Source organism: Bacillus sp. CDB3, from assembly GCF_002081505.1.
GTDB classification, from domain to species: Bacteria; Bacillota; Bacilli; order Bacillales; family Bacillaceae_G; genus Bacillus_A; species Bacillus_A cereus_AT.
In genome coordinates this window covers 1-22963 of record NZ_ALBR01000012.1, presented here as the reverse complement: position 1 = coordinate 22963, position 22963 = coordinate 1, and the positions used below count along the sequence as shown (strand labels likewise).

Here is a 22963-nt window from a genome sequence, read left to right as displayed (position 1 = left end):
CTTTCTCCACAGCCTGAGGAGATTTCCATATGGAAATCTCCTATTTTTTACTTAATGATTTGCCTGCAACACGTTCAAATAAACCCGGGAATAATGCATAGAGCTTTGGCCCCATTCCCATCCACTTCGGCAAGTTTACTTCACGTTTTTTCGTTTGCATCACCTTTACGATTTGTTCTGCTACATATGTTGGTTTTAACATGTAACGTCCCATATTTTTTACATATGTACCTGATTGATCGGCTATTTCAAAAAAGTTCGTATCTATCGGTCCTGGATTAATTGCTGTTACAAAAACATTTGTATTAGATAACTCCATGCGTAAACTATTTGTAAATCCTAATACAGCATGTTTCGTTGCAGCATAAGCACTAGACTTCGGAGTTGCAATTTTTCCAGCTAATGAAGCAATATTAATAATTTGCCCTTCGTTCTTTTTTACCATATAAGGTAATACCGCTTTCGTACAAGCTACTAATCCAAATACATTTACTTGAAACATATCCTTTACTTCATCCATTGATGCATCTTCAAACGTTTTAAAGATACCAAATCCCGCATTGTTTACCAATATATCAATACGTCCTACTTCTTGTAATACCTTTGAAAAAACAGATTGTACTTTCGTTTCTTCACTTACATCTAATACATAATAATAGCAAGGCGTATTATAAGTTGCTTTAATTTTTTCTGCTAATGCTTGTAGCTTCTCTTCTGTTCGAGCCATTAATACTGGCGTCGCCCCTTGCTCCGCAACCTGCATTGCAACTTGCTCCCCAATTCCACTAGAAGCACCTGTAATGACGATTACCTTTTCTTGTAAACGTCCAGTCATTGCTGTCACCTACTTTGCATAATAAATCCATTGTTGTGAAGATTCATCAATCATCACTTGTTGATTATATGCTAAAAAGTCTAATTGTCCAACAGTTTCTGAGATAGTAAGTGGCAATTGCTCTTTATATAATACCGGAAATAATTTTACACATACTTCAAATGCTGTCATTGGCTTTTCCTTTAATAGCTCCAGCACTTTAAAAGCACGTGTCTCTTGCTTTTGTAATCTTGTTTCAATAAGTTGTTTCACATTCAGAACATCTTCCCCATGCCCGGATAAAATACGTGAAATATCCATTTCACTTAAACGTTTTAACGTTTGATTGTACTGCAATAAAGGACGTGCTCTTTCTGTTTGCCCTTCATATGGTGGTTCTAATATTGGATTTGAAGAAATATGACTAATGAGAGCATCCCCACCAATTAATATTCCATCTGATTCTCTATATAATGAAATATGAGTGGAAGCATGACCTGGGGTTTCAATCACTGTAAATCCAGGTAACGAATCTATACGATCTCCCTCTCTCACAGTATGTGTTAACGACCTATTACAAGAATATTTAAGTGTCTTCGTCGTCAATAACGCCTCACCATTCAAAAATGCTGCTGGAACGCCGAACTGCAAAGCCGTCTCTTTAAAAAATTCATGATACCTCTTTAAAAATTCGGCATTCTGCGTGATCCACGGTTCATTCCAAGGATGTCCAATAATCTTTGCTTTTTCAGAAAATGTATTTAAAAGTCCACAATGATCCGCATGGTGATGCGTAATCACTACCGTTTCAATATCTTCTATCTTATACCCTAATACACCTAATTGACTTTCTAGTGCCTTCTTTGCTTCTTCTGTATTTGTCCCTGTATCAATTAACGTTAATGTTTCTCCCTCAACTAAAAACACGTTCACTGTCTCAACTGCAAATGGAACAGGAATCTCCATTCGATGAATCGCCGTCATGCTTAGCCCCCCTGTCTTTTTCCGGTTCAAAAATGAATACCTCTTCAGTTTACAACTTCCCTATAAATTTGTCATTATTTTCAGATAAAAAGAGGTGTTTTCCATAAAAAAACGAATGTATGTACATTTATAAGCATTTCTAACCAAATTTAAAGGAGGAACATCATGTCTATTCAAAACATTTCCTTTCTCGGTGCAGGCTCTATTGCCGAAGCGATTATTGGTGGTTTATTAAACGCAAATGTTGTTAAAGGGGAACATATTACTGTAAGTAATCGTTCTAACGAGACAAGATTACAGGAGTTACATACAAAATACGGTGTCAAAGGTACACATAATAAAAAGGAATTACTTGCTGATGCAAATATTCTTTTTCTAGCCATGAAGCCAAAAGATGTCGCAGAAGCGATGATTCCTCTTAAAGAATACATACATAATGACTTGCTTATTATTTCGTTATTAGCAGGTGTTTCTACTCATTCAATTAGAAACCTACTTCAAAAAGACGTTCCGATTATCCGTGCGATGCCAAATACATCTGCGGCTATTTTAAAATCCGCTACCGCTATCTCACCTTCAGAACACACAACGGAGGAACATATTCGCATTGCAACATCGTTATTTGAAACGATTGGTCTCGTCTCTGTTGTAGAAGAAGAAGATATGCATGCTGTCACTGCATTATCCGGGAGTGGACCAGCTTATATTTATTACGTGGTAGAGGCAATGGAAGAGGCAGCAAAAAAAATTGGTTTAAAGGAAGATGTTGCAAAATCACTTATTCTTCAGACGATGATTGGTGCTGCTGAAATGCTAAAAGCAAGCGAAAAACACCCTTCTATTTTGCGAAAAGAAATTACTTCTCCTGGAGGGACAACTGAAGCAGGTATTGAAGTGTTACAGGAGCATAATTTTCAACAAGCATTAATCTCATGTATTACACAAGCAACGAAACGATCACACGATCTCGGAAAAACATTAGAAAAAATAGCAAAAGAAAAATAAAAAACGGAGCTCAACTTTATTTGAGCTCCGTTTTTACTTTAATCATATGATATGCTTTTAGTTATTACTCTTACCAAAAATCTCTTCTTGCAGACGGCGACCAGTCGGTGTTGCTGCAAGTCCGCCTTCAGCTGTTTCACGAAGTGCTACTGGCATCGTTTGTCCGATTCTAAACATTGCCTCAATTACTTCATCACATGGAATTGTACTCGTTACACCAGCTAATGATAAATCAGCTGAAATCATCGCATTTGCAGCTCCTGCTGCATTACGTTTTACACAAGGTACTTCTACAAGCCCTGCAACAGGATCACATACTAAACCAAGCATATTCTTTAATGAAATCGCCATCGCTGTAGCTGCTTGATCTTGTGTTCCACCAGCCATTTCAACTGCAGCCGCAGCCGCCATTCCACTTGCTGAACCAACTTCAGCTTGACATCCTCCCGCTGCACCAGAAATACAAGCGTTATTCGCAACAACCATACCGAAAGCTCCTGCTGTAAATAAGAATTCAATCATTTCTTCACGTGTAGGATGCAATTTTTCTCTTAGTGCAAATAGTACACCCGGCACTGTTCCAGCAGACCCTGCTGTTGGTGTTGCACAAATAATTCCCATCGCTGCGTTTACTTCATTTGTTGCAACAGCTTTACTCACTGCGTCCAAAATCGTATCTCCAGATAAGCCTTTTCCGCTCTCCATATACGCCTGAACTTTTACAGCATCTCCACCAGTTAAACCGGTTGGTGATTTCACACCGCGAATACCACGTTCTACTGCTTGCTCCATCACGACTAAGTTCTTTTCCATACCAGCAATTACTTCTTCACGTGAAATACTTCTAGTTTCCATTTCACATTGAATCATAATTTCTGAGATTTTTACATTTTGTTCTTTAGCTTGCGCCACTAGTTCCGCTGCGTTCCGAAACATGGTGTGTCCCCCCTGCAATTATTCCATAATAGTTACTTGACAAATATTTTGTTGCGCGTTTATTTCTTCAATCACTTCATCTGCTAATAATTCGTCTGTTTCAATGACCATAAGTGCTCTTCTTCCTTTTTCTTTACGAGAAACACTCATTGTACTAATGTTAATCTCATGCTTAGCAAGAATTGAAGCTACTGCTGCAATAGCACCAAAGCGATCGTTATTTACAATAAGTAGTGCTGGACTCGTACCTGATAATTGAAGATCGAATCCGTTTAATTCTACAACTTCAATTTTACCGCCACCAATTGAGCAAGCAACAACTTCAATTTCTTCCTCACCTTTATACAAACGAATTCTCGCTGTATTTGGATGAGGTGCATTTGCATCTTCTTCAATGAATTCCACTTCAATTTTGCGCTCTTTTGCTATGTCTAGCGCCTCTGGAATACGTAAGTCATCTGTTTCAAATCCTAATATCCCACCTATTAGCGCTACATCTGTACCATGCCCACGATACGTCTTTGCAAATGATCCATATAATGAAATGCTTACTCTTTCTGGTTCATGACGAAACAGCTGGCGAGCAACTTGCCCCATTCTTGCTGCGCCTGCTGTATGTGAACTTGATGGACCAATCATAACTGGACCAATAATATCAAATACTGAGCGATACTTCATCATAACTCCCCCTAAACCTCTATGAAAAAAATTTTTACTATTCTATTAAGCTACCGAATCGGTTGCCGTTCCATTCGTACCACGAATTTGTTCCGCTGTACGAATTGAATCGTTTTTGAATAACAGTGAAGCAATATATCCTGAAATAATACTAGTTATCATAATAAATAAGAAACTTAGCATTACCTTCATTTAAAAATAATATAAGCTAATCCACAATAAAGTCTGGTAGCAATCCAAAGTTTAACACAGAACCCCTTACAAGGATAGCATAAACAAGTGAAACTCCCATTGCTTTTATACCTTTTGATGCTTTAAAGCTAAAACGTGAAAAAAGACTTAGTACAAATAATAGTAGTATCCTTCCTATTATAATTTCCCTGTTGCTCTCTCACGATTTAGTCAACTTCACTTGTTACGACAAATGGCTAAAACGCATGTAGCCTACAATAAATTATAATCTGCCCTCATTATAGCTTGTTTTTAATAAAACGCTTACTTTTAATGAATTTTAAAAGTTCTGAATAACAATCTATTTTTGCTATTTGTACCACTCGTATGTCGTCTGACTTATATAACAGTTTTTCTAAATAATCGGTACTATGTATTTTTATCCTATATCTTCACATCATTAAAACTTTCTGTTTCATCCAATATAAACATAAAATGATAACAGTTTTATTTTAATTTTTTTTTAGAAATAAAAAAATGGCAACTTTTCGTCACCATTTTTTCACACCATTATTATCTTTCTACTGGAAATGATTTCAAATCCATAGCTATTTCTGTATTTGAAAATAGCTCTCTTGCCTCTTTCAATAATTCCTTATATGTATCCCCTTGATAACGAGAACTAATATGAGTCAATATTAATCGTTTTGCATTTGCCTGAAGTGCAATACTCGCAGCTTGCTTAGATGTGGAATGAAAATAATCATACGCTTGTTGTTCATCTTCTGCAGCAAAAGTTGCTTCATGAACAAGTACGTCAGCGTCTTGTGCCAGCTCTCTACTCGCTTCACAATATCTTGTATCACCTAAAATAGTAATGATTCTTCCCTTTTGAGGCGGACCAATAAAATCTTTTCCATTTAGTATCGTACCATTTTCTAATTCAACTACTTCTCCATCTTTTAAACGTTTAAAGAGTGGACCGGGTTTCACACCCATCTCCAGCAATTTATCAACTAAAAGAGCACCCTGTATATCTTTCTCTACAATACGATACCCAAAACATTCAATACCATGTGACAATCTTTTCGTTTCCACATAAAATTCATTATCTTCAAACACAGTACCTTCTTCTGTTATCTCAACAACTTCAAGTGGGTATTTCACATGTGTCGTACTTACTGATAATGCCACTTCAATAAATTGTTTAATTCCTTTTGGCCCATACACTGTTAAAGGTGTAGTCCCTCCTTGAAACGAACGGCTTCCTAATAAACCAGGCAATCCAAAAATATGATCACCATGTAAATGCGTAATAAATATTTTTTCAATGCGGCGTGGACGTACTGATGTATGTAATATTTGATGTTGCGTCGCCTCGCCACAATCAAATAACCAAGTCTGTCCTCGTTCTTCTAGCAATTGCAGAGCAATCGCTGAAACATTCCTTCCTTTCGAAGGAACACCTGCACCAGTTCCTAAAAATACAAATTCCACTTTCTTTCCTCCAGCTCTTTATATAATCTACCTTTCATCTTACGGAATGTTATTTCAAATGGCAAATTGAATTTACATAACCAATCATCTAGACAACTATATAACACGAACGTTATGCACGAAAAACTTAGCAATTGTTCGTGTTTTATGTTAAAATGATTATACTACATTTTAAGGGAGCGTTTTATTATGAAAGAAGCATTTCGTTTACAAACTGATTTTTCATCTTCATTTGATCGCTGGGTAAGTTCTTTCGTGTCTGATCACCCAGCACAATTAGAATGGACGACTTTGAAAGAATTAATCCATGAATATACAACAACACATACAAATGATTCGTTACCAACATATATTTCTTCAGCTTTAACATATTACGCACAACGCGTTTCAACTACAAACAGTTCAGAGATTGTTATTTTTGAAAACCCTACAATCTCGTAATCTATTATAAAAAGCACTGTAATCAGTGCTTTTTTATTTATGTTCATTAAAATATTTATTTTCCCGCCTTATTTCAAAAAAACTCCTCTTATTTCCTACTATATAGCCATCATAAATCTATTTAATTTTTCAAAAAAACAGATTAAAAAGATATTGACACTATGATTTTACAGTGCTAACATTCAACTTGTAATTGAATATGGTCTCTGTTAGGTGAGGCTCCTGTATAGAGAAACGCTGCTGCCCAAAAATGTCGAGAGACGCCAATGGGTCAACAGGAAAGGTCGGAATGAAGGCCTTTCTTAACGTAGCTGGTTTCAGTACCTATGCTATACAGTGCTAAAACTCAACGAGGGAGAGGTGCGTATGTTTTGTCATACACAAAAACTGTTTTTATCTATGCTTACTAACAGTCTTTGTTGTTGACTCTTTTTGACTACGAATTCAGACCTTTACTCGTTTTGAGTAAAGGTCTTTTTTATATCTTTATGCACCTTACTATGAAACAAACATAGCATATTCAGAAACTACTAATTGTACGGAGGTGAGGAACAGTGGCAAGTGATGATTCGGCCCAGATACCCATATGTTTTACGTTAATATTTCACCATGTAGGTAGGAAAGAAGCTGTTCCTCCCAATTTTAAATAGTCGAGTAACAGATTGTTTCCTCCTTCATGAAAAGGAGGAACTACCGATGTTAAATTTACAAAGACAAGAAACGAAGCATGCTTACGATCAAGATAGCATGAAAGCAAATAACGAATTATTAGTGGAAGTTGCAACACAGGATGTATACTCTGCGTTAAAACTCTTAGAAACAACACAAGATGGACTCTCTAAACAAGAAGCGTCTCATAGACTTTCTTTATATGGTCCGAACGAAATCGCTCATAATAAAACATTGCCGTGGTACATTCAATTTCTGCTGGCATTTAAAAATCCATTTATTTTTGTTTTATTAGCTCTTGGAGCACTCTCTTTTTTCACAGATGACATACAAGGAACAATTGTCGTATCTGTAATGGTACTGCTAAGTGCAACGATTCGCTTTCTACAAGAATTCCGCTCTCAGAAAGCGGCAGATAAGTTAAAGGCTATGGTTCGAACAACCGCGAGTGTCTTTAGAATAGATGGATTTATACATGAAACAAAAAACGTAACCAATTTAAACCGTAATCATACAATGGAAATTCCAATTGAAGAACTTGTTCCTGGCGATATTATTTCACTTTCAGCCGGTGATATCGTTCCAGCTGATGTGCGGATTTTATCCGCTAAAGATTTATTTGTTAATCAATCTTCTTTAACAGGGGAAGCACTTCCTGTAGAAAAATACGAGAACTGCTACCATACGGAAAATAAACATATATTACCGAAAAACATGAAAAAAAATTACAATCCGCTCGATATGGAAAACCTTTGCTTTATGGGTACAAATATTGTTAGCGGTAGCGCAAAAGCTGTTGTTGTTTCAACTAGTACGGATACGTATTTCGGCTCTTTAGCAAATAAGGTTATCGGAAAACGTGCAGAAACAAGCTTTGATAAAGGCGTGAACAAAGTAAGTTGGCTCTTAATCACATTTATGCTTATTATGGCACCCATTGTCCTTCTCATTAATGGATTTACAAAAGGAGATTGGCAAGAAGCTTTCTTCTTTGCTATTGCCGTTGCAGTTGGTCTTACACCTGAAATGTTACCAATGATTGTAACTGCTAATTTAGCTAAAGGTGCCGTGAACATGTCTAAACAAAAAGTAATTGTAAAACAGCTAAACTCAATTCAAAACTTAGGTGCTATGAACATCCTTTGCACGGATAAAACTGGAACTTTAACAGAAGATAAAGTCGTCCTTGTTCGTCATTTAGATCCTAACGGAAATGAATGCAATCGCGTCTTACAATTTGCGTATTTAAATAGCTTCTACCAAACTGGATTGAAAAATTTAATAGATAAAGCTGTCATTGAACATACAGAGGAAAACCATAAGTTTGATCCATCAACTTTTCAAAAGCTAGATGAAATTCCATTCGATTTCGCTCGTCGCCGCATGTCTGTTATCGTGAAAGATATTTCAGGTGAACAGACAATGGTTTGTAAAGGTGCCGTAGAAGAAATTTTATCAATTTGTAATTACACTGAAGTGGATGGGCAAATTGTCCCTCTTACTGAAGAAATGAGAGCAAATGTAAAACATCTTAGCGAAACTTTAAATAGTGAAGGAATGCGTGTCATCGCTGTAGCATACAAGAAAGATAACAAACCTTATCATAAAGCTTATGCAGTACAAGATGAATCCGCTATGATCCTTACTGGATATATCGGCTTTTTAGATCCGCCTAAACCATCTGCTGCTTCTGCAATTCAAGCATTGCATAAACACGGCGTACAAGTAAAAATCTTAACGGGCGATAACGAAATTGTTACAAGAAAAGTTTGTAAAGAAGTGGGATTAAATATAGGTGAGCCTGTCCTCGGTTACGAAATTGATTCTTTACCAGATAAAGCATTAGCGAAACTAGCAGAAGAAACAACAGTGTTCGCAAAACTAAATCCAATGCAAAAGTCCCGCATCATTCGTGTATTGCAAGGTAATGGTCATACTGTAGGTTATATGGGGGATGGTATTAACGATGCCGTTGCACTACGTGATGCTGATGTTGGAATATCTGTTGATACTGCTACTGACATTGCAAAAGAATCTTCCGATATTATTCTACTTGAAAAAAGTTTAACTATATTAGAAGCAGGTATTTTAGAAGGACGCACTACTTTCGGCAATATTTTAAAATATATAAAAATGACAGCTAGCTCTAACTTCGGAAATGTATTTAGTGTATTAGTGGCAAGTGCTTTCATTCCATTCTTACCGATGCTTGCAATTCATCTATTAATTCAAAACTTACTTTATGATATTTCACAGCTTTCAATTCCATGGGATAAAATGGATAAGGAATTTTTAGAGAAGCCCAGAAAATGGGATACTGCAAACTTGCGTAACTTCATTATTTGCATCGGTCCAATTAGCTCTATATTCGATATTGTCACATTCGTTGTCATGTGGAATGTATTCGGTGCAAATACACCTGGAGAACAATCACTATTCCAATCAGGTTGGTTTGTCGTTGGGCTACTAACTCAAACATTAATTGTCCATATGATTAGAACACAGAAAATTCCGTTCATTCAAAGTACAGCATCAATACCAGTTCTTTTATTAACCGCTTGTATTATGGCAATCGGAATTTATATTCCATTCTCACCACTTGGTGCAGCAATTGGTTTACAAGCATTACCACTAAGCTACTTCCCGTGGCTCATAGGAATATTATTAGGTTATGCTTTCTTAACACAATTCCTGAAAAAACTTTATATTAAAAAATTTCATAGCTGGTTGTAAAAATGAGAATGAGTGGGGATTCCCCTCTCATTCTTAAAAAATATAACATGTACTTATATGTATGGAGGTGACCATGATGATATGGTATGACATCGTATTAAGGTTATTTATAGCAATTATTGTAGGAGCTTGCATCGGAATGGAAAGACAATGGAGACATCGAATGGCTGGTTTGCGGACAAATGCTCTCGTATCACTTGGCGCCTGTATATTTGTTTTATTATCCGTCATGCTTGATCATGATGCTAGTCCATCACGCATCGCCGCTCAAGTTGTTAGTGGTATTGGCTTTTTAGGAGGCGGTGTTATTATTCGTGACGGTTTTAGTATTAGAGGGTTAAATACAGCAGCAACTTTATGGTGCGCAGCTGCTGTTGGTACTCTTACAGGTGCTGGCTTCCTCGTTGCAGCTATATTAGGTGCAGCCGGCGTTTTACTAGCAAATATACTGCTTCGCCCAATCGCTCTATTTATGAATAAAAAATCAAAAGACGAATCACCTGAACAAACAAACTACTTCCTTTCTCTTACTTGTTCAGAAGAAAATGAAGCACATATTCGTTTTTTACTTATGCATATGGTAAGTACAGAAGGTCTCGGTTTAAAAGAGTTATATAGTGAAGATGTAGATTCTAATCAAAAAGTCTGTATACAGGCTACATTACATTGCAAGACAAATGCGGCTATCTTAATTGAAAAAATAGTAAGTAGAATGTTATTAGAATCTGGCGTTACTGCTGCTGGGTGGAAGACTTCTTTAGATTTAGAAGCGAGTTAAATATGAAAGGTGCCATGATATTTACTGCTTCATGACACCTTCTACATAAACTTATTTTCTAACTTTTGTTGAAACGACTTCTCTTGCTTACGTAGTAGTTGACTACCTCTCTGTAAAAGCGGTGTCCCATACTTATCATTAATTTGATCAATGACAGCAAGTAGCGGTTCTTTTTTCGCATCCTCTTCAAATGAAAACAAATCTAATTGTTTCACCGATTCTGTCTTCCACTCTATTTCAGTAGCTGTAACACCTAGTAAACGAACGGAATCACCGTCCCAATGTTGCTTCCACAAACGGGATGCAGCTTGAAAAATATCACATTCTTCCCAAATCGCATTTTTCAATTGCTTACTCCGTGTTACTGTTCGCCTATCATGGTATTTAATCATAATTTGTATATTATAGCTGACAAGGGTTCGCTTTTGTAACCTTTTACTCACTGACTTTGATAAACGTTCTAACATATCAAGTAATTCTTTCTCTTCATCCATATCCTTTGAAAAGGTCATCGAATTACCGACACTTTTATGCTGTCCCATTTGACTCGGATCAACTTCCCTATCATCCATACCTTTTGCACGTCTTTGTAAATCAACACCGTGCTTTCCAATTTTAGCGCGAATGATATGCTCGTCTCCCTTTGCCAACTGTTCAATTGTCTGTATATGAATATCATTTAATTTTTCAGCTGTTTTCTCACCAATTCCATGCATGGCTCCAACTGGAAGTGGCCAAATCAATTCTGGAATGTCGCGTTTTCGAAGCACAGTAATACCAAGTGGTTTTTTCATATCTGAAGCGGTCTTTGCTAGAAAAAGATTTGGAGCAATTCCAATACTACACGGAAGCTGTAACTCTGTTAATAACGCTTGTTGAATCATCTTTGCTATTTCAAGAGGCGAACCTAGTGCATAGCAATCTGTAATATCTAAATACCCTTCATCTATAGAAACTGGTTGTATCTTTTCTGTAAAACGGGAAAGAATTTGAAACATTTGAAATGAGGCTTCGCGATATAATGTAAAATTAGGACGCCTCACAACTAATTGCGGGCATAATCGCTTTGCTTCCCAAAGGGGCATCGTCGTACGTATTCCATATGCTCTCGCTTCATAACTACATGTTATGATAATCCCTTTTCTCTCTTTTTCATTCCCGGCAATCGCTAATGGCTTTCCTTGTAATGATGGGTCATGAGCAATTTCAACAGATGCGAAAAAACAATTCATATCTACATGTAAAATAACACGACCATTTTTCGGATACATTTCTCGCATAATACTCATCTCCTCCAAAGAACATCCGTTCCTTTATTATATCAAATTCATGTACAATATAATAATCACTTATTCTTTTTATCCTTATTTTTGCTATACTTAATACGAAGGATGGATATTATTGTAAAAGGAGTGACTTATTATGAAACCAAATAGTAAGCTCAACTATACATTCGTTATTATTATTTTAATTATCTTAATCAATTATTTGCTACTTCCGATGTTCAATATTAATGTGGCTGGACTCCTTCCTCGTTTACTTAGCATCGCAACAACTTATGTACTCCCATGGATTTTCTTATACTGGCTTATCCGTCTTGTGAAAGCAATTGAATCAAAATAAAAAAGCATGTAAATCACAATTGATTTACATGCTTTTTCTAGTTAATTACTTCGCTACTTCTTCAATAATAGCTACAACTAATTCTGCTGTTTTCGCTAATTCTTCAACAGGAATTTTTTCATTTGTTGTATGAATTTCTTCATAACCAACTGCTAAGTTAACTGTTGGAATACCGTGTCCTGCGATTACGTTCGCATCACTTCCGCCACCACTTTGGTGAAGAGAAGGTGTACGGCCAATGTTTTCAGCAGCGCGTTTCGCAACTTCTACAACGTGATCTCCATCAGCAAACTTAAAACCTGGGTACATAACATTTACTTCAACGTCTGCATGACCACCCATTTCTTTTGCAGTTGTTTCAAATGCTTCTTTCATTTTTGCAACTTGTGCTTCCATTTTCTCATTGATTAAAGAACGAGCTTCTGCAAAAATTTGAACATGATCGCAAACGATATTTGTTTGTGTGCCACCTTCAAAACGCCCAATATTTGCAGTTGTTTCAGAATCGATACGACCAAGTGGCATCTTTGCAATTGCTTTTGCTGCGATAGTAATTGCAGATACACCTTTTTCCGGTGCTACGCCAGCGTGCGCTGTTTTCCCACGAATAATCGCATTCACTTTCGCTTGTGTTGGAGCTGCAACAACGATTTCACCAACTTTTCCATCGCTATCTAATGCATAACCATACTTCGCTGTAATACGCTCACGGTCTAACGCTTTTGCACCAATAAGACCAGATTCTTCTCCAACTGTAATAATAAATTCAATTTTACCATGAGGGATGTTTTTCTCTTTTAAAACACGAATTGCTTCAAACATTGATGCTAATCCCGCTTTATCATCCGCTCCTAAAATTGTAGTACCATCTGATACGATATATCCATCTTTAATAGAAGGCTTAATTCCATTACCAGGAACTACTGTATCCATATGAGAAGTGAAATAAATTGTATCAACACCGTCTTTTGTTGCTGGTAAAGTACAAATTAAGTTACCTGCACCATGACCAGTCACGCCCATCGTGTCATCCTCAAATACTTCTACACCTAAAGCAGTAAATTTCTCTGTTAACACTTTGCAAATTTCTGCTTCAAATTTTGTTTCAGAATCTACTTGTACTAACTCCATGAATTCATTTACTAAACGTTCTTGATTAATCATAAGACTGCGCCTCCTGCACTACCATTATGTATGTAACAATATTAATTATAACAGAATTTCGCAAAAGTTTCGAAATACAAGACAAAAAACAGATGGTTCATACATCTAGATACCCATCTGCTTTCTATTACTCGTTTAACAACACCCAGCGCATATGATCTTCCCAAACACCATTAACCATTAGCATTTTTCGAGATACACCTTCATATTGAAATCCTATTTTCGTCACTACTTGTATAGATGCTAAATTTCGTGGCATAATCGGCGCTTCTATACGATGTAAATGAAATTCTTTAAAGGTAACTTGAATTGCTTTTCTAAGCGCTTCTGTTGTGTAACCTTTATTCAATTCTTCCCTATCTAATTTATAACCAAGTACACAAGATTGATAAATTCCGCGAACAATTAGATTAAATGAAATACATCCAATAATTTTTGTATCATCACCCTTTTTAAAAATCCACAGCCTGATGATCTTACCTTCCGCGAACTCTTTTCTATCCTTTTGTAACTTTTTCTTTTGATAATCTAGCGTGAAAAAATCCTCCGGTCTATACTCTTCCCACGCTTTTAAAAACTCACGATTTTTGTCGTAATATTGAAGAACTTTTTCCGCATACGACTCATCAATTTCTCTTAAATGTAAACGCTCTGTTTCGTATATTTTCATCATCGTATCTCCATTCTTCATACTTGCATAACAAAAACTAATAATCTACCTTTTAACATATTCTCTACGTATGCTCAAATTTCCTGTTATATTTTGCACCCCCTTCCCGAATTTTGTCCTTTCTCTCCCCTTGTCCACAATTTCATTTCTCGTTACAATGAAATTGTACTGATTTGCAAGGAGGTTTAACGATGCATAAAAAAGCTCAAAAAATTATGGTTTATATAATGCTAATTTCTATGCTTGTAACAACACTACTTACTGGCGCAAGTATGTTTTGGTAAAAAGGACGATTCACTCGTCCTTTTTTTACTGTTTACACATACAAAATAGACCATCTCGAAGTCGAGATAGTCTACCTTCCAATGAATATTTTATTTTATATATAGTACAACTGCTACAATACTAAAGGAAAAAGCCATTACAAGCGCTATTACAAAGCTTGTATATTGTTTCTGCTGAAATGCCCCAATAACAAAAGTAAGATTGAGTAATGCCATAAATACAATCGCTACAACGTAAGAACATATATTAAAAGTTGCCAATATGAATGTAATAACAAATAGAAAACCCACAAAAAACTGCATATAAGAAATTTTCGGATTCAAGTACATATGAGCAACCCCTTTACCTATTTTTATCTTTCTATATTTTCATTAACGCATGGTTATGTACACATGTCAAGACAACGTATAATAAAAGAAAAAGCCAACTTTTGTGTCGGCTTTTTCATATGCAATGGCACCTTTTTCTTTTGCTAATTGCTGAAATGATTTTTTCGATTTCACAATCCATACTTTCGTTCCAATTGGAATACGATCAAATAAATATTCCACATCGTTTTTCTTCATTCTTATACATCCTTGTGAAATATACTTTCCAATTGAACTAGGTTGGTTTGTTCCATGTATTCCATATTTACTCCCATCAGTTCCTCTTGCATTAAATCCCATCCACCTTGACCCAAGTGGATTTTTTGGTGATCCACCTGGAATATCCTTTGCAATATAGTACGGATCCTTCGCTTTCATTACAATATCAAAAGTTCCTTCTGGGGTTAATTCATTCGTTTTTCCTGTCGCTACTGGAAAAACCTTTTGGATTTTCCCATCGTCAATATAAGCTAATTTATTCGTCGCTTTATTTACAATAATAAAAGGATCTCCGGTACGCGGATTATCACCAAGAGGCCAGATCGGTGATAAAGAAAGACATAATATGAAAGAGAGAAGATACGGCATATGTAATTCCTACCTTCTATATAAGTTCTTTTATATTATCCTTTCCCTTAAAGCGACTTTTAATGAGTAAATATTGCTCCATTTCATACACAAGTTGAACAAGTTTCGCACGTATTTCAAATTCTTCTCGCGAGACGGGTAAAGGCATTTCTCTAAATACTTCTCGCATTTCTTGAAGTTGCCTTAACGAAATGACCCCTGTACTTTCAGGACGAATAGAGTTCCCTATATTTTCAATTACATCTGCAATCATATCGGCTTGTTCATACGTCCAAGATAGTGACGCAGCTAATGGTATCATGCGCTCCAAAATTTCAAATTGTTGCATGCGCATATCAAAATAACGATAATAATAGTCATCTTCACGCATAAACTCATTCTCAAGTTTTTTAAATGATAAATCTTTTGCTTCTTTCAGCATCCTTTCTGTTTCAATTAATTCGGCTCCACTCCAATTACTATCTCGATTTCGTAAATAAACGACCATTTCAAACAAGATTGTTCTGAAATGCTCTTCTATTTTTTCTTGATACTCTTTCAGTTTATTCTCACTGCTTGGCATGTACATGTTTACTAATAAAGCGACGCTAATTCCAATCGTTAATATAGCAATTTCATTACCAACTATAGACCATGTAATTTGCTTTAATGAATACAGATGCATAACGATAACCGAACTCGTGACAATGCCTTCTTGAATTTTGCACATAACTGCAGTTGGAATAAAGGTAAGCAGTAATACGCTAATCGCAAGTGGTGTATAACCAATCGTTTCAAAAATACAAAACGCAAATACCATTGATAATACACAAGCTAAAAAACGGTGCAACGATACTTGAACGGATTTTCGTTTCGTATTTTGCACGCATAAAATGACTAAAATACCAGCTGAACTATAAAATTCTAATCCTAATAACTGAGCAATAAAAACTGCCGCCCCCGTTCCGAGCGCTGTTTTCACTGTACGGTATCCAATTTTAAACATATCATTACTCCTATATGTATAAATGTATTTAAAGTTAGTATAAAAAAAGGATGACGCGATGTCATCCTTTTCTACTTATTATTCACGTAACCTTTACATATTACAATATCTTTTGCAAAAATTCTTTTGCACGGTCACTTTTTGGTGCTGTGAAAAACTCTTCCGGATTGCTATCTTCTACAAGCTTTCCACCATCTAAAAAGAGAACGCGGTCTGCTACTTCTTTTGCAAATCCCATTTCATGCGTAACGATTGCCATCGTCATTCCTGTCGTAACTAATGATTTCATAACTTCTAATACTTCTTTCACCATTTCTGGATCTAGCGCAGATGTTGGTTCATCAAATAGCATAACTTCCGGTTCCATCGCTAATGCTCTCGCTATTGCTACACGTTGCTTTTGTCCCCCTGAAAGACGATTTGGATATGAATCTTTCTTATCAAGCAGTCCTACTTTATCCAAAAGCTCCTGAGCCTTTTTCTCAGCCACTTGCTTCGTTACTCCTTTTACATTGATAGGAGCATACGTAATATTTTCTAATACAGTCATATGAGGGAATAAGTGAAAATGTTGAAATACCATTCCGACATTTTCACGAACGTGCATAATATTTGTTTTCGGATTCGTTACTTCTTCCGTTCCAATCCAAATGTGACCATTTGTCGGTGCTTCTAGTACATTCATACAGCGTAAAAACGTTGACTTTCCAGATCCAGACGGTCCAATAATTGCAACAACTTCTCCTTTTTCAATCGTTGTCGTAATTCCTTTTAATACTTCATTTTTTCCAAATGACTTATGAAGGTTTTCAACTTTAATCACTTTTCTTCATTCTCCCTTCAATGGCTTTCCCGACTAATGTAAGAATAATTACTAATATATAATAAATAAGTCCAACAAACAGTAATGGTTCAAGATATTTAAATGTTTCACCGCCTACAATATAAGCACGGCGCATTAAATCTGTTGCACCAATTACAGTTACTACAGCCGATTCTTTCGTAAGAGTCGCAAATTCATTTACAAGTGCTGGTAAAATATTTTTTAAAGCTTGAGGAAAAATAATATTTCTCATCATTTTCCCGTAAGGAATCCCTAAAGCCATAGCTGCTTCTGTTTGTCCTTTATCAACCGCTTGAATGCCGGCACGAATTACTTCTGACATATATGCACCTGAATTTAAACTAAATGCAAGTACAGCTGCTAAAAAGGCTGGTATCTCATATCCAATCATTTGTGGAACACCGAAATAAATAATCATTAATTGCAATACTAGCGGTGTACCACGAAATATTGAAGTATATATATCTGCTGCAATATTTAATGCTCGTATTCTAGCAATTTTGCAAAGTGCTAATAACGTCCCTAAAATAAATCCTGCTAAAGCTGATGCAGCTACAATTTTCAATGTAACTTCTAAGCCCTTTAATATATATGGTATTGAAGGCGTAATTGCCGAAAAATCTAAATTCATCCTTTTCATTCCCCTCACAGAAAAGTGAAAGGCAGCTTATTTTCCGCTGCCAAACCATTTCTTCACTAATTTATCCATTTCTCCATTTTCTTGCATTTTCTTAATTACTTTATTAAATTCTTCTGTTTTATCACTATTTTTTGGAAGAGCAATCGCTGCACCTACTTCTTCTGGTGCTTCTTGAATTTCAATCCCTTGTAGTTCTTTCATTTTTTCTAAATAATTTTTTGCAACCGTGTCTTCTATAATTGCAGCGTCAAAACGACCAGCTTTAATTTCTTGTACGATTTCTGGTATACGGTCACGTCCCTCAGCTTTGAAATCGACTTGTTTCTGAAATTCTTTTGCCTTTTCTTCTTGAATTGACCCTGTTTGTACCCCTACTTTTTTCCCTTTTAAATCTTCTAACGATTTAATATTAGAGCCCTTTTTTGAAACAATCATATTTTTAGCAACAAAATATATATCTGTGAAATCAGCATTATTTTTACGCTCTGCAGTTGGCGTCATACCCGCCATAACGAAATCAACTTTTCCTGAATTAAGAGATGCTAATAATCCGCCAAAATCCATGTCTTTCACTTTCACTTCGTACCCAAGTTCTTTTCCGATATATTTGGCAATATCAACATCAAAGCCGATAATTTCATCACTTTTTGAAGCTTCCACGTATTCATACGGTTTATAGTCTGCTGAAGTCCCCATAACGAGTACTTTTTTATTTTTGACATTCGCCTTTTCTTCCCCATTACTACAAGCACTGAACATACTTACAATTAAAATAAGTGCAAATGATATTGATAGTAACTTCTTCATCTTTCTTCCCCCTAATGATGTATATTTAAAAGTTTAATAGTATATTTATTCGTTGTTTGTATTGTATCAGCACTTTTATTTTTATGCAACATTTAAAATAAAAATAAACAAAAAAACATTATTAAGTTCGTTTTATATGCATAAAAACATGCATAAAATAACATTCCTATGCATGTCTAATCATTATAAAAACTAAATAAAAAAGCGGTACGTCCACTTGTTCGTGAACGTACCGCTTTTTCTCTTCCTTATAGTTCTTCGCAATTGTCTTCGAAGTAAGATTGTAGTTTTGCAATTACTTGCATTGGTTCATGACCTTCAATTTCATGACGTTCTACCATCGTTACAATTTTTCCATCTTTCAATAAAGCAAATGATGGAGATGAAGGTGGATACCCTTCAAAATATTCACGAGCTCTTGCTGTTGCTTCTTTATCTTGCCCCGCAAATACCGTTACAAGGTGGTTAGGACGTTTATCATAATGTACGGAATGTGCAGCAGCAGGGCGAGCAATGCCACCTGCACAGCCACATACAGAGTTTACCATTACAAGTGTTGTACCATTTCTTTTAAATGCTTCTTCAACTGCTTCTGGTGTCGTCAATTCTGTATATCCTGCAGATACAATCTCCTCACGCGCTTGACGGACAACATCATTCATAAAAAAGTTAAAGTTAATCAATCTTTTCCCTCCTCTAATTCTACCTATTTGTATCTTACCAGTTAATGTTTAGAGAATACAAGTAAGTTTACTTGTATTTCAGTATAGAAAAGGTGTTAGAGCTCTTGCTCTAACACCTTTTCTTAATGACCTCGATGTTTTTGCTTTGCCTTTTGTACTTTTATTAAACGTCTTCTTTGCTTTTCAGCTTCTCGTTTCTCTTTAGATTGCACTCGCTTTTCTTGTTTATGCAACTCGTAAGATAAACTAATTGCCTCCTGCGCCTTTGTAAAACGTTTTACAGTTACTTCTTTTGCTGCTTGTCGTATGATACGCTTTATACTTTTTGGACGCTGTTTTTCTTTAACTTCCACACCACATCTTGCAAAGTGCTGAAAATATGCTAACAGTGGACCATTTACAAATATAAGCACTTCTTCGTCTGACGGTTCCGTTCCAAAAGTATACCTCGCACCATACAATTTACCTTTTTCTTTACATGTAATAATTCCTACAAAAAATTGACCATCATGATATACTGTCAACTCCATCGACAGCCCCTCCTAAAAAATATTAGAAATACTGGACATCCCGGAGGGGGAAGGTTACTGACATGAGATCATGCGTCTGGACTACCAACCAGAACTGTGTTTTTGTATTTCTTCTACTATTGTATCTTACTTTTCCATAATTTTCATATATTCAACAATCATTTTTTTATGCGATCCTACAATATAGTCGGGTAGTTCTGTTACTGGGAAGAATTTAAGCTGAACTGCTTCTTCTTTATTCATAACAAAGTTCCCTTCATATTCATCGGTATAATAAGCTGTCGTTACAGATTGAAATTCATCACCGTTTGCTAACTTTGTAAAATAGTTCGCTCCAGAAAATACATTGATTAATCGAAGGTTCTTTACTTCTATTCCTGTCTCTTCGTATACTTCACGGTAAGCTGTTTCCTCTGGTGATTCACCAAGCTCCATTAACCCCCCAGGCAACCCCCATTTTCCGTACGGCTCTGTTCTTTGCTGTAATAATACATATCCGCTTTCATCGATAACGAGTACAACAGCACCAACTAAAATTAAAGGGCGATGACCAACTATTTTTCGTAATTCTTCTACATATCCCATCGAATCGAATCGCCTCCTTTTTCGTTGTCCACACTATTGTATCATATGTATGAAACGACAAAATGCGTATATTTTTCATTTTTTTAACAAAATATTTATTTTATGAGCTTCATCTACTGTAGCTAACATAATGGATTCGACTTCTGCACTCTTCTCTAGAAATTCTCTCGCCCAATCTTCTGTTTTTCCTACTAAAGCAAGAACATCTTGCTGAATCCTCCCATCCTTTACTAGCACAAAAGAAACTGGAGATCTTCTTCCTGCCACTTTAAGATCACGCCGAGAAACTGCTTCGTATTCTGGATACTGAAATATAGAAACAACACCACTCGCTTCCCATAATGCTAATTTAATCGTTTGCATATCGCTCACATTTCGCATGCGAAGTTCTGAAAATAAATATTCCACCGTAATTCTCGCTTTTTTTAAATTGCTAAAATCAATGGAACCATTATGTATAAGAATAATAGGTGCTGGCTCTAAAAAGCGTCTCCATCTATCCCATTTCAACATTAAAACAGAGCTTATTATGTGAAGTACAACGAGTATGAACGTTGTGATCATCGAACCGAGTAATCCGACCTTTTCGTCAGATAGCGCATTAGAAATATTCCCGCCAAGCAATAACACTAATACAACATCTAAAAAGCGAAGTTGTGCGATAGATCTTTGCCCCATCGCTTTCGCAACTAATATTAAAAATATGTACGCTATAATAGCCCGAGCAACCCATTCACTATTAGAAAGATGCCGTGCCCCTTCAAAAATATGCATATGCATAACTTTGCACTCCTTACCCGTCTCAAACTGCTATTCTGTTTTAGTTTGCAACGTTTAAGAGCATATATGTAAAAAAAGCTGATTCGTTTAAAAACGAACCAGCTTTTTTTACTTAACTGAAAACATATATTTTTTATACGTTTTCCGTACCGATAATATGAGCCCCATCATAATCATATTCGAAAATAAGGAACTTCCCCCATATGATAAGAAAGGTAATGCGATACCTTTTACAGGCATTAATCCAACGATCATACCAATATTTTGGAATATTTGAACCGTTAGTATTCCTATTGATCCAGCACATAATAATGTACCAAATAAATTATCAGCAGAATAACCGATAATAATTGTTCGATATAGTAGTAATAGGAACAAGAACACAACTAACGCCGCTACTATAAATCCACCTTCTTCGGCAATTGTAGCGAAAATAAAGTCAGTGTGTTTCTCTGGAATATAGACGTTCCCTTCACCGAATCCTTTCCCTTCCATACCTCCACTACCTACAGCTAAAATCGATTGCTGTGTTTGATAGCCTTCATTTGCATTCTCAAATGGATTTAGCCAACCTATAATACGTGATTGTTGGTGAGGTTTTAACAAAGTAACTAATTTATTAAAGAAGAAATCTGGATATTTTACAAATATAAATATTAATGTAGACAATATGGTCACCGGAATGACTGTACATAACGCAATTAATTTCTTTTGAATTCCTGACATAAATAAAATACATGCGATAGCTGCTGCATATAAGAACACCATACCTGTATCCGGTTGGCTATATACAACGGCCATAGGCGGGAGGGATACTAGCATAATTTTACCTACTAATTTTAAATCCGTTTGGAATGTCCTTGCCATATACTGTGCATTATGCTTCACTGCTATACTTGCTACTACAAGAAGCAATGCGATTTTGAAAAACTCAGATGGCTGAATTTGTCCAAGTACTGGAAAAACGAACCACCTTTTTGCCCCTAACTTTTCAGGTGTGAAACCTGATGGTGGTAATACTTTCAAAAGAATAAGTGAAGCAAACCCGGCAATATAAAGCGGCCAAGACAATTTTTGCAACTGATCTAAGTCGATGCTAGCAACAAGAAGTAACAATACAACCCCAATTATGTAGTTAACTCCCTGCTTCATAGCAAAGTTTGCATCTCCATACTGCCCGGTTTGCTGACTGCTATATATAGCAGTTATACTTATAACACAAAATGCACACAAAATTAAAATTAATTTTACATCTAAACTTTTTAGAAACTCGGTACTTCTTTTCATGACATCCTCCTGAAACATTGTTACAGCAAAATAAAAAACCAGGAGTCAACATTCTTCATGTTTTGACGACTGATTACACATTATCTATAAAACACTTATATAGAATAACTCTCTTTTTCATACAATACAATATATTATACTACAGTTTCGTCAGTAAGATTTGCCAAAAAATTATTCTTTTCTTATTTTATATCTATATACCATATATCAGCAATGTATTTTCGTAAATTCCTAATACATAATCGTTCATTGTAAGATTACTGGGAAAATTTTTGTACATATAGTAGGATGCAGATGAAGAAATAAGATAATAAAAAGNTCGCATAGACGAGACGTTACGTTATTATTACTACGTATAGTATTATTTACTTTGTTACGTACTAGTTTCTTAACGTTTAACTTTTAACTTTAACGTTTA

General features: G+C 35.8%; 25 protein-coding genes and 1 riboswitch. Of the genes, 6 read left to right on the top strand and 19 right to left on the bottom strand.

The window, feature by feature from the left end:
* Window positions 1–40: 40 nt before the first annotated feature.
* Window positions 41–835: an SDR family oxidoreductase gene (locus CDB3_RS03475; RefSeq protein WP_128853481.1), complete on the bottom strand. Its 795-nt coding sequence runs from the start codon at window positions 833–835 to the stop codon at window positions 41–43.
* Window positions 836–844: 9 nt separating this feature from the next.
* Window positions 845–1798, bottom strand: coding sequence for an MBL fold metallo-hydrolase (locus tag CDB3_RS03470; RefSeq protein WP_128853480.1), 954 nt, complete (start codon window positions 1796–1798; stop codon window positions 845–847).
* A gap of 165 nt (window positions 1799–1963) precedes the next feature.
* Between CDB3_RS03470 and proI the strand changes: the two genes are divergently transcribed.
* Window positions 1964–2803 (top strand): pyrroline-5-carboxylate reductase ProI, encoded by an 840-nt coding sequence (gene proI, locus CDB3_RS03465; protein WP_128853479.1) that lies wholly within the window; start codon window positions 1964–1966, stop codon window positions 2801–2803.
* Window positions 2804–2860: 57 nt separating this feature from the next.
* On the opposite strand, the gene sdaAA is transcribed toward proI, so the two are convergent.
* From sdaAA to rnz, 3 genes are all read right to left on the bottom strand, one after another.
* On the bottom strand, window positions 2861–3739 hold the full coding sequence (gene sdaAA / locus CDB3_RS03460; protein WP_128853478.1) for an L-serine ammonia-lyase, iron-sulfur-dependent, subunit alpha: 879 nt from the start codon (window positions 3737–3739) through the stop codon (window positions 2861–2863).
* A gap of 18 nt (window positions 3740–3757) precedes the next feature.
* Window positions 3758–4417: an L-serine ammonia-lyase, iron-sulfur-dependent subunit beta gene (gene sdaAB, locus CDB3_RS03455; protein WP_087966079.1), complete on the bottom strand. Its 660-nt coding sequence runs from the start codon at window positions 4415–4417 to the stop codon at window positions 3758–3760.
* A gap of 744 nt (window positions 4418–5161) precedes the next feature.
* Window positions 5162–6085 carry a ribonuclease Z gene (rnz, locus tag CDB3_RS03445; RefSeq protein WP_128853477.1) on the bottom strand — a complete coding sequence of 308 codons (924 nt, stop codon included), beginning with the start codon at window positions 6083–6085 and terminating at the stop codon, window positions 5162–5164.
* A gap of 189 nt (window positions 6086–6274) precedes the next feature.
* On the opposite strand from rnz, the gene CDB3_RS03440 reads away from it, so the two are divergent.
* The 3 genes from CDB3_RS03440 to CDB3_RS03430 all read left to right on the top strand — a co-directional run bounded on the left by CDB3_RS03440 (window position 6275) and on the right by CDB3_RS03430 (window position 10706).
* Entirely contained in the window at window positions 6275–6526 is a 252-nt protein-coding gene (locus CDB3_RS03440) for a DUF3932 family protein (protein WP_044442673.1), read from the top strand.
* Window positions 6527–6724: 198 nt separating this feature from the next.
* Window positions 6725–6892: riboswitch (M-box (ykoK) riboswitch) on the top strand.
* Between the two features lie 330 nt (window positions 6893–7222).
* Entirely contained in the window at window positions 7223–9928 is a 2706-nt protein-coding gene (gene mgtA / locus CDB3_RS03435) for a magnesium-translocating P-type ATPase (RefSeq protein ID WP_128853476.1), read from the top strand.
* 76 nt (window positions 9929–10004) lie between these two features.
* A complete protein-coding gene (locus CDB3_RS03430) occupies window positions 10005–10706 on the top strand; it encodes an MgtC/SapB family protein (protein ID WP_128853576.1) in 702 nt (233 codons plus the stop codon).
* A 41-nt stretch (window positions 10707–10747) separates the two neighbouring features.
* Here CDB3_RS03430 and CDB3_RS03425 read toward each other — a convergent pair whose 3' ends face one another.
* Complete coding sequence (locus CDB3_RS03425; protein WP_128853475.1) at window positions 10748–11986, bottom strand: DNA polymerase IV; 1239 nt, start codon at window positions 11984–11986, stop codon at window positions 10748–10750.
* Window positions 11987–12128: 142 nt separating this feature from the next.
* Here CDB3_RS03425 and CDB3_RS03420 point away from each other — a divergent pair, with 142 nt between their 5' ends.
* Window positions 12129–12329, top strand: coding sequence for a hypothetical protein (locus CDB3_RS03420; protein WP_097830755.1), 201 nt, complete (start codon window positions 12129–12131; stop codon window positions 12327–12329).
* A 45-nt stretch (window positions 12330–12374) separates the two neighbouring features.
* Here the strand turns inward: CDB3_RS03420 and CDB3_RS03415 are convergent, their stop codons facing one another.
* Together CDB3_RS03415 and CDB3_RS03410 are read right to left on the bottom strand one after the other, a co-directional pair.
* Complete coding sequence (locus CDB3_RS03415) at window positions 12375–13493, bottom strand: tripeptidase T (RefSeq protein ID WP_097830754.1); 1119 nt, start codon at window positions 13491–13493, stop codon at window positions 12375–12377.
* 127 nt (window positions 13494–13620) lie between these two features.
* Window positions 13621–14166, bottom strand: a complete 546-nt coding sequence (locus CDB3_RS03410; protein ID WP_128853575.1) for a GNAT family N-acetyltransferase — start codon at window positions 14164–14166, stop codon at window positions 13621–13623.
* A 188-nt stretch (window positions 14167–14354) separates the two neighbouring features.
* Between CDB3_RS03410 and prli42 the strand changes: the two genes are divergently transcribed.
* Window positions 14355–14447: a stressosome-associated protein Prli42 gene (gene prli42, locus CDB3_RS31540; protein WP_000549036.1), complete on the top strand. Its 93-nt coding sequence runs from the start codon at window positions 14355–14357 to the stop codon at window positions 14445–14447.
* Between the two features lie 90 nt (window positions 14448–14537).
* Here prli42 and CDB3_RS03405 read toward each other — a convergent pair whose 3' ends face one another.
* From CDB3_RS03405 to CDB3_RS03355, 11 genes are all read right to left on the bottom strand, one after another.
* Window positions 14538–14777 carry a DUF3894 domain-containing protein gene (locus CDB3_RS03405; protein WP_071747057.1) on the bottom strand — a complete coding sequence of 80 codons (240 nt, stop codon included), beginning with the start codon at window positions 14775–14777 and terminating at the stop codon, window positions 14538–14540.
* A gap of 66 nt (window positions 14778–14843) precedes the next feature.
* Window positions 14844–15404, bottom strand: coding sequence for a L,D-transpeptidase (locus tag CDB3_RS03400; RefSeq protein WP_128853474.1), 561 nt, complete (start codon window positions 15402–15404; stop codon window positions 14844–14846).
* Between the two features lie 16 nt (window positions 15405–15420).
* A complete protein-coding gene (locus CDB3_RS03395) occupies window positions 15421–16389 on the bottom strand; it encodes an aromatic acid exporter family protein (protein WP_097830750.1) in 969 nt (322 codons plus the stop codon).
* Window positions 16390–16489: 100 nt separating this feature from the next.
* A complete protein-coding gene (locus tag CDB3_RS03390) occupies window positions 16490–17212 on the bottom strand; it encodes an amino acid ABC transporter ATP-binding protein (RefSeq protein ID WP_098498701.1) in 723 nt (240 codons plus the stop codon).
* Complete coding sequence (locus tag CDB3_RS03385) at window positions 17205–17864, bottom strand: amino acid ABC transporter permease (RefSeq protein WP_001046912.1); 660 nt, start codon at window positions 17862–17864, stop codon at window positions 17205–17207. The genes CDB3_RS03390 and CDB3_RS03385 overlap by 8 nt, the downstream gene beginning before the upstream one ends.
* 36 nt (window positions 17865–17900) lie before the next feature.
* Window positions 17901–18680, bottom strand: coding sequence for a transporter substrate-binding domain-containing protein (locus tag CDB3_RS03380; protein ID WP_128853473.1), 780 nt, complete (start codon window positions 18678–18680; stop codon window positions 17901–17903).
* A gap of 248 nt (window positions 18681–18928) precedes the next feature.
* Window positions 18929–19342 (bottom strand): BrxA/BrxB family bacilliredoxin, encoded by a 414-nt coding sequence (locus tag CDB3_RS03375; RefSeq protein ID WP_002015097.1) that lies wholly within the window; start codon window positions 19340–19342, stop codon window positions 18929–18931.
* Window positions 19343–19485: 143 nt separating this feature from the next.
* Entirely contained in the window at window positions 19486–19893 is a 408-nt protein-coding gene (locus CDB3_RS03370) for a YjdF family protein (RefSeq protein ID WP_097830747.1), read from the bottom strand.
* A 126-nt stretch (window positions 19894–20019) separates the two neighbouring features.
* Window positions 20020–20478 carry an NUDIX hydrolase gene (locus tag CDB3_RS03365; RefSeq protein ID WP_128853472.1) on the bottom strand — a complete coding sequence of 153 codons (459 nt, stop codon included), beginning with the start codon at window positions 20476–20478 and terminating at the stop codon, window positions 20020–20022.
* 75 nt (window positions 20479–20553) lie between these two features.
* Window positions 20554–21258, bottom strand: a complete 705-nt coding sequence (locus tag CDB3_RS03360; protein WP_128853471.1) for a DUF421 domain-containing protein — start codon at window positions 21256–21258, stop codon at window positions 20554–20556.
* Between the two features lie 108 nt (window positions 21259–21366).
* Window positions 21367–22545 (bottom strand): FtsW/RodA/SpoVE family cell cycle protein, encoded by a 1179-nt coding sequence (locus tag CDB3_RS03355; protein ID WP_000831174.1) that lies wholly within the window; start codon window positions 22543–22545, stop codon window positions 21367–21369.
* Between the last annotated feature and the right edge of the window lie 418 nt (window positions 22546–22963).